At 63.2% G+C, this 11,869-nt stretch carries 11 protein-coding genes; 10 read left to right on the top strand and 1 reads right to left on the bottom strand.

Translation table 11 applies throughout. The features are described from left to right. Positions 1-156: 156 nt before the first annotated feature. Positions 157-1,047 (bottom strand): universal stress protein, encoded by an 891-nt coding sequence (locus I8746_RS07150; protein WP_004374313.1) that lies wholly within the window; start codon positions 1,045-1,047, stop codon positions 157-159. A 125-nt stretch (positions 1,048-1,172) separates the two neighbouring features. Here I8746_RS07150 and hisN point away from each other — a divergent pair, with 125 nt between their 5' ends. The 10 genes from hisN to I8746_RS07100 all read left to right on the top strand — a co-directional run bounded on the left by hisN (position 1,173) and on the right by I8746_RS07100 (position 11,852). Further along, entirely contained in the window at positions 1,173-1,964 is a 792-nt protein-coding gene (hisN, locus tag I8746_RS07145) for a histidinol-phosphatase (protein WP_221100387.1), read from the top strand. Positions 1,965-2,150: 186 nt separating this feature from the next. Further along, entirely contained in the window at positions 2,151-2,882 is a 732-nt protein-coding gene (locus tag I8746_RS07140) for a hypothetical protein (RefSeq protein ID WP_012052361.1), read from the top strand. A gap of 300 nt (positions 2,883-3,182) precedes the next feature. Continuing rightward, the gene (locus I8746_RS07135) at positions 3,183-4,139 is read left to right on the top strand and encodes an AraC family transcriptional regulator (RefSeq protein ID WP_012052360.1); all 957 of its coding nucleotides are present in this window, start codon (positions 3,183-3,185) and stop codon (positions 4,137-4,139) included. Between the two features lie 159 nt (positions 4,140-4,298). Continuing rightward, a complete protein-coding gene (gene benA / locus I8746_RS07130) occupies positions 4,299-5,657 on the top strand; it encodes a benzoate 1,2-dioxygenase large subunit (protein ID WP_004374325.1) in 1,359 nt (452 codons plus the stop codon). Next, positions 5,654-6,139, top strand: coding sequence for a benzoate 1,2-dioxygenase small subunit (gene benB, locus I8746_RS07125; RefSeq protein WP_004374327.1), 486 nt, complete (start codon positions 5,654-5,656; stop codon positions 6,137-6,139). The genes benA and benB overlap by 4 nt, the downstream gene beginning before the upstream one ends. Before the next feature lie 72 nt (positions 6,140-6,211). Further along, positions 6,212-7,222 (top strand): benzoate 1,2-dioxygenase electron transfer component BenC, encoded by a 1,011-nt coding sequence (gene benC, locus I8746_RS07120; RefSeq protein WP_221100386.1) that lies wholly within the window; start codon positions 6,212-6,214, stop codon positions 7,220-7,222. Positions 7,223-7,415: 193 nt separating this feature from the next. Then, on the top strand, positions 7,416-8,177 hold the full coding sequence (locus I8746_RS07115; RefSeq protein ID WP_004374331.1) for a 1,6-dihydroxycyclohexa-2,4-diene-1-carboxylate dehydrogenase: 762 nt from the start codon (positions 7,416-7,418) through the stop codon (positions 8,175-8,177). A 57-nt stretch (positions 8,178-8,234) separates the two neighbouring features. Then, positions 8,235-9,563 (top strand): aromatic acid/H+ symport family MFS transporter, encoded by a 1,329-nt coding sequence (locus I8746_RS07110; protein ID WP_004374334.1) that lies wholly within the window; start codon positions 8,235-8,237, stop codon positions 9,561-9,563. Between the two features lie 29 nt (positions 9,564-9,592). Beyond that, positions 9,593-10,507 (top strand): catechol 1,2-dioxygenase, encoded by a 915-nt coding sequence (gene catA / locus I8746_RS07105; protein WP_221100385.1) that lies wholly within the window; start codon positions 9,593-9,595, stop codon positions 10,505-10,507. Positions 10,508-10,652: 145 nt separating this feature from the next. Continuing rightward, positions 10,653-11,852: a benzoate/H(+) symporter BenE family transporter gene (locus I8746_RS07100; protein ID WP_221100384.1), complete on the top strand. Its 1,200-nt coding sequence runs from the start codon at positions 10,653-10,655 to the stop codon at positions 11,850-11,852. The last annotated feature ends 17 nt before the right edge of the window (positions 11,853-11,869 follow it).

Raw genomic sequence — 11,869 nt, 5'->3', positions numbered from 1 at the left:
GGTGTACCAGATACCAGCGACGATAAAGCGTCAGTGACAACAGTGCCTGCAGGGCACTGCGAAGGGGCCGACAGGTTAGAAGCTGCTCTGTGGGTGCAAGTGCCTCTTCGCAGTACAAGGTTATTCCTGCCTGGCCCCTGGGCAGGCTGCTGAAGCTCAGCGAACAGCCTTGATCGCCAGCACATTGCACAGCGGGTGTTCCAGCACATGCGCCGTTGTCCCGCCCAGGAATGTCTGCATGGCGTCATGCCGGTGGCTGCCCATGACGATCACGTCCACCCGGTTGTGGCCGACGAACTGGGCAATGGCCCTGATCGCGGCCCCTTCGAGGAAGTGCCGGCGCTCCAGCGGGATCTGGTGATGGTCGCCCAGGCGGTTGAACGCCGCCCGCTGCGCGGTTCGCACACTGCTGTCGAAGCCGGGCATGGTGACCGTACCGGCGCCGAAGTCGGCGATGTGGGTCTTGGCCGCGTCGCACACATGCAGCAGGTGTAGTTCGGCGTTGCACTGCAGGGCCAGGTCATGGGCGCACTGGATGACCTGCTCGTCCAGGTGTTCGCCAGCGCCGTGGCTGTTCAGGTCCACCGCGGCGGCGATCTGCCGTGGCAGGGGCAGGCGAATGTCGCTGACCAGGTGCACGGCGACCGGGCTGTCCTTGAGCAACTGCCAGTCCAGCGGCGTGACCAGCAGGCGTTTGAGTACGGGCTCGTGCTGTACGTCCTTGACCAACAGATCGCAGCCCAGCCGTTCGACCCGTTCCAGTACGCTGCCCAGCGGGTCGCGGGTCAACAACAGCTCGGTGGACACGTCCACACCGGCATCGCTCAGCTGTTCGGCCTCATCCGCCAGCCACTGGCGGTTGTCGCTGAGCAGCCGCTCACGCTCACGACCATCGCTCATCAAGCCAAAGGTGTCGACGTCGTCGACGAACACATTGATATCCAGCAGGGCACCGCTGGACTCTGCCAACGCCGCCGCGCGTTGCAGCGCAGGCGTATGACGCATTTGCGGGCCGAGCATGACGAACAGACGTTTGAACTGGCTCATCGCACACCTCCACGTGTGGCAGCCCCCCGGTAACCTGATCATGTTCAGTCTAGACTGCCGCAGCGTACACCGGGGCGATGTGTCGGGTATGATGCGTGCCCCATCATTGTCACGAGGCCCGTCCCATGTCCCTGAGTGCTGAACAGATCGTTGAGTATCGCGCCTTTGCCGAGCAATTGGCCGATGCTGCCGCTGCAGCGATCGCGCCGTACTTCCGCGCCAGCCTGGATGTCGAGGACAAGGGCGGGCGTCTGTATGACCCGGTGACCGTGGCCGACAAGGCCGCTGAAGACGCCATGCGTGAGTTGATCCAGGCACGTTACCCCGAACATGGCATTCTTGGCGAAGAGGCCGGTGTTGCAGTGGGCAGCAGCCCGTTGACGTGGGTGCTGGACCCGATCGATGGCACCCGCGCCTTCATTACCGGCTTGCCGCTGTGGGGCACCTTGATTGCCCTGAATGACGGCACCCGCCCGGTGCTGGGCGTGATGAACCAGCCGTTCACCGGCGAACGTTTCGTGGGTACCCCGGCAGGCGCCTGGCGCAGTGGCACGCCCCTGAAGACGCGTGCCTGCGTTGACCTGTCTGCCGCCACGCTGATGTGCACCACGCCGGACATGTTCGACACCGCCGAGCGCAAGGCGGCATTCGAAGCGGTCGCCGGCAAGGCGCGATTGATGCGGTACGGCGGTGATTGCTATGCCTACTGCATGCTGGCCTCGGGCTTTGTCGACGTGATTGTCGAAGCGAGCCTTCAGCCGTATGACGTACAGGCACTGATGCCGATCATCGAAGGGGCGGGTGGCGTGATCACGGCGTGGGATGGCAGTTCGGCGCAGGATGGCGGGTGCGTGGTGGCCTGTGGTGACCCTGCGCTGCATGCGCAGCTGCTGGAGATGCTGCGCCACGCCATGTGATCCGGGCTCGTCGGCCCTGGCCTCTTCGCGGGCGAGTCCCTTTTTGGGGGAGCGGGTTCACCCGCGAAGAGGCCGCCACAGGTTTGCATTCTCTCCAGCCACCGCACTTTTTCCCATTTTCGGGCTCTATGCTTGGCCAGGCCGCGCTGACTCCCAGCGCAGCCGCCGAATATCGACCCGGTGCCGATGGTTGCAAGCTACCCGAATTTCCTCCCCCGCCTGCTTCTGACAAGTGCCCTGGCATGCCTGTGCGCCTGTACGCAGCAGCAGGGCCGTGACATGGTCAACCAGCTCGGCAACGGTAAACCCAGCGAGCTGTTCCAGACCAGCGTCGACCGCCTGGCCACGCTGTCGATGCGCGACAACCTGCAAAGCCTGTACCTGCTGATGAACAAGCTGTACCTGCGCAACCCCAGCCAGTGGAAGATGTCTGGTTACCTGGACGCCGCCACTGCCGAGCGACAGATCCGCATTGCCATCGAACAGCGCCGGCCGCTGCCACAACTGGGCAACCGCCGTGACCTTGCAGCCTTGAGCTACGCCCTGAGCCCCGAGTTTCGCGGGGACCGGGTCGGCGCCTTCATCTACGCCATTGGCAGCATGCTGATCACCGCGCATGGCGGGCGTACCGAGTTCTACATGACCGATACCATCGACCCCCTGTTCGTCAACAACGCCGCGCGCAATATCGAGAAGGCAACATGGATGCTCAGCCAGCGGCAAGATGCCAATGGGGTGTTGCTGCTGTTCTCGAACGAGATCTCGGAGGAGGGCAGCAACCTGAGTTTTGCCGTTGAATTCGGCAAGATCGTCGCGCGGCTGGACTTGCTGGCCGAGTTGCTGGATGAGCGTTATCGGCGCATAGGCTTGAATTACGCGCAGAGCCTGTTGCTGATGAACTTCCTGCCGGTGCAGTGAATGACGGTCGTTGCAGGAGCGCTTGTTCCGCCGTCACGTGCAGGCCACGCGAGTACCGGAAGATACTGTTCGATAAACGAACACGCATGACGCCTGACCTGTCCGCTATCCGCCCAGCCAATCCCATCGTTGCATTGCCCAACCCCCGCCTTTTTGCTGTAGTGTCCCCTATCCGCCGGCTGTCGCCTGCCCCTGCGACGCGCTGCCAGCCCGATAGAATGACCGTGATGACCGCAACCACAGCCCACAAGGCGGTAGGGCGCGGCGACCAGAACAATAACGATACCGAGTGCCTTGCCTATGGAAAGCCGCCTGCTGAGCGAGCGCAGTAGCGTGTTTCACCACGCCGACCCTTACGCTGTGTCCGATTATGTGAACCAGCATGTAGGCCAGCATTGCATCGGTTTGTCCCGCACCACCCACCCCCAGGCCAGCCTCAGCCATCGCAAGTTCGCCGAGCTCGACCTGTGCCGTATCAGCTATGGCGGCAGTGTTCGCGTGACGTCGCCTGCGCTGGAAACCATCTACCACCTGCAAGTCTTGCTCAATGGCAACTGCCTGTGGCGCGGGCACAAGCGCGAGCAGCACCTGGTGCCGGGCGAATTGCTGCTGATCAACCCGGACGACCCGGTTGACCTGACTTACTCAGAAGACTGCGAGAAGTTCATCCTCAAGGTGCCAACCCGGCTGCTGGACTCGATCTGCGATGAACAGCGCTGGCAGCGGCCTGATGGGGGCGTGCGGTTCTTGCGCAATCATTACCGGCTGGATGAACTGGATGGCTTCGTCAACCTGCTGGCCATGGTTTGCCACGAGGCGGAAGTGAGCGATTCGCTGCCAAGAGTGCAGGGCCATTACAGCCAGATTGTCGCCAGCAAGCTGCTGACCCTGATGAGCACCAATATCCGCCGGGAGAGCCTCAGCTCACCGGGTGCAAGCCTGGAGCGGATCATCGACTACATCGACCGCAACCTTAAGTTCGAGCTGACAGCGGAGGCGCTGGCGGAGCAGGCGTGCATGAGCCTGCGCTCGTTGTATGCGCTGTTCGACCGGCACCTGCAGACCACACCCAAGCAGTACGTGCGACAACGCAAGCTGGAACAGGTGCGTGCCTGCCTGGGCGATGCCAGTTGCTCGGTACGTAGCGTGACCGAACTGGCCATGGATTATGGTTTTCTGCACCTCGGGCGTTTCTCCGAGGTGTATCGACAGCAGTTTGGCGAATTGCCGTCCGAAACCTTGCGCAACCGGCGTTAAACCGTACCGGTCTCTCGCGGGTACGCCCGCGAAGAGACGCTTGAACCTGTCACCTCAACCTGCACAAAACGGATAGCACCCCGCACAAACCGGATATTGCGACCCAATCCCAGCCTCTAACCTGACCAGGTCTAAACAATAACAAGGGAGACCCTGGCCATGTCCCTGGGATTCGACTACCTCAATGCCATGCTCGAGGACGACCGTGAAAAGGGCATCTACCGCTGCAAGCGGGAGATGTTCACCGACCCACGGTTGTTCGACCTGGAAATGAAACACATCTTCGAGGGCAACTGGATCTACCTGGCCCACGAAAGCCAGATCCCCGAGAAGAATGACTTCCTCACCCTGACCATGGGGCGCCAGCCGATTTTCATCGCGCGCAATAAGGACGGTGAGCTCAATGCCTTCCTCAACGCCTGCAGCCATCGCGGTGCCATGCTATGCCGGCACAAGCGCGGCAACCGTTCCAGCTATACCTGCCCGTTCCACGGCTGGACGTTCAACAACAGCGGCAAACTGCTGAAGGTGAAAGACCCCAGCAACGCCGGCTACCCCGACAGCTTCAACTGCGACGGCTCCCACGACCTGACCAAGGTGGCACGCTTCGAGTCGTACCGGGGCTTTTTGTTCGGCAGCCTGAACGCCGACGTGAAACCGCTGGTCGAGCACCTGGGCGAGTCAGCGAAGATCATCGACATGATCGTCGATCAGTCGCCTGAAGGCCTGGAAGTGCTGCGCGGTGCCAGCTCGTACATTTACGAAGGCAACTGGAAGCTCACCGCCGAAAACGGCGCTGACGGCTACCACGTAAGCTCCGTGCACTGGAACTACGCCGCCACCCAGAACCAGCGCAAGCAGCGCGAGGCGGGTGACGAGATCAAGACCATGAGTGCGGGTGCCTGGGCCAAGCAGGGCGGCGGTTTCTATTCCTTCGACCACGGCCACCTGCTGCTGTGGACCCGCTGGGCCAACCCGGAAGACCGCCCGGCCTATGAGCGCCGCGACCAACTGGCCGCCGATTTCGGCCAGGCCCGCGCCGACTGGATGATCGAAAACTCGCGCAACCTGTGCCTGTACCCCAACGTGTACCTGATGGACCAGTTCAGCTCGCAGATCCGCGTCGCCCGGCCCATTTCGGTGAACAAGACCGAAATCACCATCTACTGCATCGCGCCGAAAGGCGAGAGCGCCGATGCCCGTGCCAAGCGTATTCGCCAGTACGAAGACTTCTTCAACGTCAGCGGCATGGCCACCCCGGACGACCTGGAAGAATTCCGCTCGTGCCAGACCGGCTATGGCGGCGGCACCGGCTGGAACGACATGTCCCGCGGCGCCAAACACTGGGTCGAAGGCGCCGATGAGGCAGCCAAGGAGATTGAACTCGAACCCCTGCTGTCGGGCGTGCGCACCGAGGACGAAGGCCTGTTCGTGCTGCAGCACAAGTACTGGCAGGACACCATGATCCAGGCCCTCAAGGACGAACAGCAGCTGATCCCCGTGGAGGCCGTGCAATGAGCCTGTATGAAACCGTACGCGACTTCCTGTACCGCGAAGCGCGCTACCTGGACGATGCCCAGTGGGACCAGTGGCTGGAACTGTACGCCAGCGATGCCAGCTTCTGGATGCCGAGCTGGGACGATGACGACACCCTCACCGAAGACCCACAAAGCGAAATCTCGCTGATCTGGTACGGCAACCGTGGCGGCCTGGAAGACCGCGTGTTCCGCATCAAGACCGAGCGCTCCAGTGCGACCGTGCCCGACACCCGCACCTCGCACAACATCAGCAACATCGAGATCGTCGAGCAGGGCGAGGGCAGCTGCCAGGTGCGCTTCAACTGGCACACCCTGAGCTTCCGCTACAAGACCACCGACAGTTACTTCGGCACCAGCTTCTACACCCTCGACTTGCGCGGCGAGCAGCCGCTGATCAAGGCCAAGAAGGTGGTGCTGAAGAACGACTACGTCCGCCAGGTCATCGACATCTACCACATCTGATACAGGGTTTTGCGAGCATTGCCCGGTGCGTCTTGTGACGCGCCGTGGCCCGGCTCGCCCGCGAGGTGCAACATGAGCTACCAGATCGCACTGAATTTCGAAGACGGGGTTACCCGTTTCATTGAAGCCACCGGTCAAGAAACCGTGGCCGACGCCGCTTACCGCCAAGGCATAAACATTCCGCTGGACTGCCGTGACGGCGCTTGCGGGACCTGCAAGTGCAAGGCTGAGTCCGGTCATTATGACCTTGGCGACAACTTCATCGAAGACGCCTTGAGCGAAGACGAAATCGCCGAAGGCTACGTGCTGACGTGCCAGATGCGCGCCGAAAGCGACTGCGTCATCCGCATCCCGGCTTCGTCGCAGCTGTGCAAGACCGAGCAGGCCAGTTTCGAGGCCGCCATCAGCGATGTCCGTCAGCTGTCGGTCAGCACCATTGCCCTGTCGATCAAGGGTGAGGCCCTGAGCCGTCTGGCCTTCCTGCCAGGGCAGTATGTCAACCTCAAGGTGCCGGGCAGCGAGCAGAGCCGGGCCTACTCGTTCAGCTCGCTGCAGAAGGACGGCGAAGTCAGCTTCCTGATCCGCAACGTACCGGGTGGGCTGATGAGCAGCTTCCTGACCAACCTTGCCAAGGCTGGCGACAGCCTGAGCCTGGCCGGACCGTTGGGCAGCTTCTACCTGCGGCCGATCCAGCGCCCGCTGTTGCTGCTGGCGGGTGGTACCGGGCTGGCACCGTTCACCGCGATGCTGGAAAAGATCGCCGAGGAGGGCAGTGAGCACCCGTTGCACCTGATCTACGGCGTGACCAACGACTTCGACCTGGTCGAGCTCGACCGCCTGCAAGCGCTGGCGGCACGCATCCCCAACTTTACCTACAGCGCCTGCGTCGCCAACCCGGACAGCCAGTACCCGCAGAAGGGCTATGTCACCCAGCACATCGAGCCACGCCACCTCAATGACGGCGATGTGGACGTATACCTGTGCGGGCCGCCCCCCATGGTGGAAGCGGTCAGCCAGTACGTGCGCGAACAGGGCATTACCCCGGCCAACTTCTACTACGAGAAGTTTGCGGCTGCGGCCTGACAGCCCCTCTGATTCAAAGCAATACGCCGACCCTGTGGGAGCGGGCGAGCCCGCGAAGCAGGCAGCGCGGTGGATGGCACGGGTTTCGCCCGTGTTCGCGGGCATGCCCGCTCCCACAGTGATCGCGCAGCCTTTCCGGCTTTGAGCAAGACAATTGCTGCCACAGGGTCTCTCGCGAACTGGAGATTTGCATATGAACAACAGATTCCAAGGCAAGGTCGCCCTGGTCACCGGTGCCGCCCAAGGCATCGGCCGGGGTGTGTGCTGGCGGCTCAAGGCCGAAGGCGCGCAAGTGGTGGCCGTAGACCGTTCCGAACTGGTCCACGAGCTGGCCGGCGAAGGCATGCTCACCCTCACCGCCGACCTGGAGCAACACACCGATTGCGCCCGGGTCATGGCCAGTGCGGTGGAAACCTTCGGCCGCCTCGACATCTTGGTCAACAACGTCGGCGGCACCATCTGGGCAAAGCCTTTCGAGCACTACGATGTCGAGCAGATCGAGGCCGAAGTGCGCCGTTCGCTATTCCCGACACTGTGGTGCTGCCATGCCGCGCTGCCCTACATGCTTGAACGTGGCAGCGGCGTCATCGTCAACGTTTCGTCCATCGCCACCCGTGGCGTCAACCGTGTGCCCTATGGCGCGGCCAAAGGCGGCGTCAATGCGCTCACCGCCTGCCTGGCCTTCGAAACGGCTGGCCGTGGGATCCGTGTCAACGCCACCGCGCCGGGTGGCACCGAAGCGCCGCCCCGGCGCGTACCGCGCAACAGTGCAGCGCAAACCGAGCAGGAAAAGCACTGGTACCAGCAGATCGTCGACCAGACCCTCGACAGCAGCCTGATGCACCGCTACGGCAGCATCGACGAGCAGGTGGGGGCCATTCTGTTCCTCGCGTCCGACGAAGCCTCGTATATCACCGGCGTGACCCTGCCGGTTGGGGGCGGCGACCTCGGCTGAACTGCAACCTCAAGGCAAAAGTTTTCTTCCAAAACAAAAACAAGAGCGACAGATGCCATGCGAACCCTTGATGTACACCCGATCATCGACAATGCGCGCTTTACCCCGTTTCACTGGATGGTCATGGCCTGGTGCGGCCTGCTGCTGATTTTCGACGGCTATGACCTGTTCATCTACGGTGTGGTACTGCCGGTCATCATGAAAGAGTGGGGCCTGACCCCGTTGCAGGCCGGTGCACTGGGCAGCTATGCGCTGTTCGGCATGATGTTCGGCGCCCTGGCCTTCGGCAGCCTGGCCGACCGCATCGGGCGCAAGAAGGGCATTGCCATCTGTTTCGCCTTGTTCTCGGGGGCGACCATCCTCAACGGCTTTGCCAGCAGCCCGAGCGAGTTTGGCATCTACCGCTTCATCGCCGGCCTGGGCTGTGGCGGCCTGATGCCCAACGCCGTGGCACTGATGAACGAATACGCGCCCAAGCGCCTGCGCAGCACGCTGGTGGCGATCATGTTCAGTGGCTATTCGCTGGGCGGCATGCTGTCGGCAGGTGTCGGCATCTTCATGCTGCCGCGTTTTGGCTGGGAGTCGATGTTCTTCGCCGCAGCGGTGCCTCTGCTGCTGTTACCGGTGATTCTTTACTACCTGCCTGAATCCATCGGCTTCCTGGTGCGCCAAGGCCGTATCGAGGAAGCACGCTCACTGCTCAAACGGCTGGACCCGGACTGCGATGTCCAGGCCGATGATGTGCTTCAGGCGGCCGACCGCAAAGGCAGCGGCGCTTCGGTGCTGGAGCTGTTCCGCAATGGCCTGGCGATTCGCACCCTGGCGCTGTGGGTTGCGTTCTTCTGCTGCCTGCTGATGGTCTACGCCCTGAGTTCCTGGCTGCCAAAGCTGATGGCCAACGCCGGCTACAGCCTGGGCTCAAGCCTGTCATTCCTGCTGGCACTGAACTTTGGCGGCATGGCCGGGGCAATCCTCGGCGGCTGGCTGGGCGACCGCTACAACCTGGTCAAGGTGAAGGTGGCGTTCTTCATTGCCGCCGCATTGTCGATCAGCCTGCTGGGGGTGAACAGCCCAATGCCGGTGCTGTACCTGCTGATCTTCATTGCCGGCGCCACCACCATTGGTACGCAGATTCTGCTGTATGCCGGCGCTGCGCAGATGTACGGCCTGTCAGTGCGCTCTACCGGCCTGGGCTGGGCCTCGGGCATCGGCCGTAATGGCGCCATCGTCGGCCCGCTGCTGGGCGGTGCGCTGATGGGCATCAACCTGCCACTTCAACTCAATTTCATCGCCTTCGCCATTCCTGGCGCCATCGCCGCGCTGGCCATGGCCGTGCACCTGGCCAGTGGTCGGCGCCACGCCCAAGCCCTGGCGGCGCAGGCCTGAACCGAACAGAACAAGACGAGGTAACCTCTATGACCGTGAACATTTCCCATACTGCCGAGGTACAGCAGTTCTTCGAGGAGGCCGCAGGCTTTGGTAATGCGGCCGGCAACCTACGCCTCAAACGCATCGTGCGGCGCCTGCTGCAGGATACCGCGCGGCTGATCGAAGACCTGGACATCAGCGAAGACGAGTTCTGGCACGCCGTCGACTACCTCAACCGCCTGGGCGGTCGTGGCGAGGCCGGGCTGCTGGTGGCGGGGCTGGGCATCGAACACTTCCTCGACCTGCTGCAGGATGCCAAGGACCAGGAGGCAGGGCGCGTTGGCGGTACCCCACGCACCATCGAAGGCCCGTTGTACGTGGCTGGCGCACCGATTGCCCAAGGTGAAGTGCGCATGGACGACGGCAGCGAGGAGGGCGTGGCCACGGTGATGTTCCTGGAAGGCCAGGTGCTGGACCCGCACGGACACCCGCTGCCGGGTGCCACGGTCGACCTGTGGCATGCCAATACCCGAGGTACCTATTCGTTCTTCGACCGAAGCCAGTCGGCGTACAACCTGCGTCGGCGCATCGTTACCGATGCCCAAGGGCGCTACCGCGCGCGCTCCATCGTGCCATCGGGCTATGGCTGCGACCCGCAGGGGCCAACCCAGGAATGCCTGGACCTGCTGGGCCGTCATGGCCAGCGCCCGGCCCATGTGCACTTCTTTATCTCGGCGCCAGGGTACCGGCACCTGACCACGCAGATAAACCTGTCGGGGGACAAGTACCTATGGGATGACTTTGCCTATGCCACACGGGACGGGCTGGTCGGGGAGGTGGTGTTCGTCGAAGGGCCGGATGGTCGGCATGCCGAGCTGAAGTTCGACTTCCAGTTGCAGCAGGCCCAGGGCAGTGCCGATGAGCAACGCAGCGGGCGGCCGCGGGCTTTGCAGGAGGCCTGATCCACCGAGTGGGCTGTTTCGCGGCATGCCCGCTCCCACAGGTGAAGCCTGTGCAGTCGTTGTGGGAGCGGGCAAGCCCGCGAAGCAGCCAACACCCAAACAAGAGCCCGCCACAAAGGCCGGCCGCTGCCTTGCGAGAAGCTTCATGAAAACGCTGATCAAGGACTGCTCTGTGTCGGCCATCGTCGCCGGCAGCATTGCCACGACGATCTCCTATGCCGGCCCGTTGGTGATCATTTTCCACGCCGCCGAAGCGGCCGGCCTGTCGCACCAGCAGTTGTCGTCCTGGGTTTGGGCCGTGTCCATGGGCAGTGCCGTACTCGGTGCGCTGCTCAGCCTGCGCTACCGCGTGCCGGTAGTGATCGCCTGGTCGATCCCGGGGTCGGCCCTGTTGGTCACCGCCTTGCCGCAACTGGGCCTGGAGCAGGCCGTGGGTGCCTACCTGGTGGCCAACCTGGTCCTGCTGCTGATCGGCATCAGCGGGGCCTTCGACCGCATCATCGCGCGCCTTCCGGGCTCTATCGCTGCCGGTATGCAGGCCGGGATCCTGTTCAGCTTGGGCATCGAAGTGTTCCGCGCCTTGCCGGTGCAACCGCTGCTGGTACTGGCGATGTTCGTCACCTACGTGCTGATGCGTCGGGTGCAGCCGCGCTATGCCGTGGCTGCGGTGCTGGGCGTGGGCATGCTGGTGACCGTGGCCAGCGGTACGTTGCGCAGCGAGGCACTGGTGCTGGAACTGGCCTCACCCCAGTGGGTCACCCCCCAGTTCAGCCTGTCGGCGGTATTCAGCCTGGCGCTGCCGATGGTGCTGGTGGCACTGACCGGGCAATTCATGCCGGGTATGGCGGTACTGCGCAACGCGGGCTATGCCACGCCGGCCAGCCCGCTGATCAGCGCCAGTGCCCTGGCTGGGGCGCTACTGGCGCCGTTCGGTTGCCACGGGCTGAACCTGGCGGCGGTTACCGCCAGCCTGTGCACCGGCCATGAAGCCCATGAAAACCCGCAACGGCGCTATGTAGCGGCGGTGGCTGGCAGTGTGTTGTACCTGCTACTGGGCATTGCCGGGGCCACCTTGATGTCGCTGTTCGCCGCCTTTCCCGCCGTCCTGATCGCGGCCCTGGCCGGTTTGGCCCTGTATGGCGCCATCAGCGAAGCCCTGGTCCGCAGCCTGGCAGAACCGGCCGAGCGCGACGCCGGGCTGTTCACCTTCCTGGTCACCGCTTCGGGGGTGGCTTTCCTGGGCCTGTCGGCGGCGTTCTGGGGGCTGCTGTTCGGCCTGCTGGCGCACGCGCTGCTGAGGCTGCGCCAACCACGTGCCCGGGAGGTGCTGCGCCGTACCCCATGAACTGCTGTGTTTCCAAC

It is taken from the genome of Pseudomonas sp. USTB-Z, assembly GCF_019691255.1.
Taxonomy (GTDB): Bacteria; Pseudomonadota; Gammaproteobacteria; order Pseudomonadales; family Pseudomonadaceae; genus Aquipseudomonas; species Aquipseudomonas alloputida.
Note: the sequence above shows the minus strand (reverse complement) of the source record. Positions and strands in the feature narration are given on the sequence as shown.

What these genes read in the sequence shown, in the direction of transcription:
- I8746_RS07150 (WP_004374313.1), bottom strand. Translation starts at nt 1,047, where the DNA reads ATGAGCCAGTTCAAACGTCTGTTCGTCATGCTCGGCCCGCAAATGCGT.
- hisN (WP_221100387.1), top strand. Translation starts at nt 1,173, where the DNA reads ATGTCCCTGAGTGCTGAACAGATCGTTGAGTATCGCGCCTTTGCCGAG.
- I8746_RS07140 (WP_012052361.1), top strand. Translation starts at nt 2,151, where the DNA reads ATGGTTGCAAGCTACCCGAATTTCCTCCCCCGCCTGCTTCTGACAAGT.
- I8746_RS07135 (WP_012052360.1), top strand. Translation starts at nt 3,183, where the DNA reads ATGGAAAGCCGCCTGCTGAGCGAGCGCAGTAGCGTGTTTCACCACGCC.
- benA (WP_004374325.1), top strand. Translation starts at nt 4,299, where the DNA reads ATGTCCCTGGGATTCGACTACCTCAATGCCATGCTCGAGGACGACCGT.
- benB (WP_004374327.1), top strand. Translation starts at nt 5,654, where the DNA reads ATGAGCCTGTATGAAACCGTACGCGACTTCCTGTACCGCGAAGCGCGC.
- benC (WP_221100386.1), top strand. Translation starts at nt 6,212, where the DNA reads ATGAGCTACCAGATCGCACTGAATTTCGAAGACGGGGTTACCCGTTTC.
- I8746_RS07115 (WP_004374331.1), top strand. Translation starts at nt 7,416, where the DNA reads ATGAACAACAGATTCCAAGGCAAGGTCGCCCTGGTCACCGGTGCCGCC.
- I8746_RS07110 (WP_004374334.1), top strand. Translation starts at nt 8,235, where the DNA reads ATGCGAACCCTTGATGTACACCCGATCATCGACAATGCGCGCTTTACC.
- catA (WP_221100385.1), top strand. Translation starts at nt 9,593, where the DNA reads ATGACCGTGAACATTTCCCATACTGCCGAGGTACAGCAGTTCTTCGAG.
- I8746_RS07100 (WP_221100384.1), top strand. Translation starts at nt 10,653, where the DNA reads ATGAAAACGCTGATCAAGGACTGCTCTGTGTCGGCCATCGTCGCCGGC.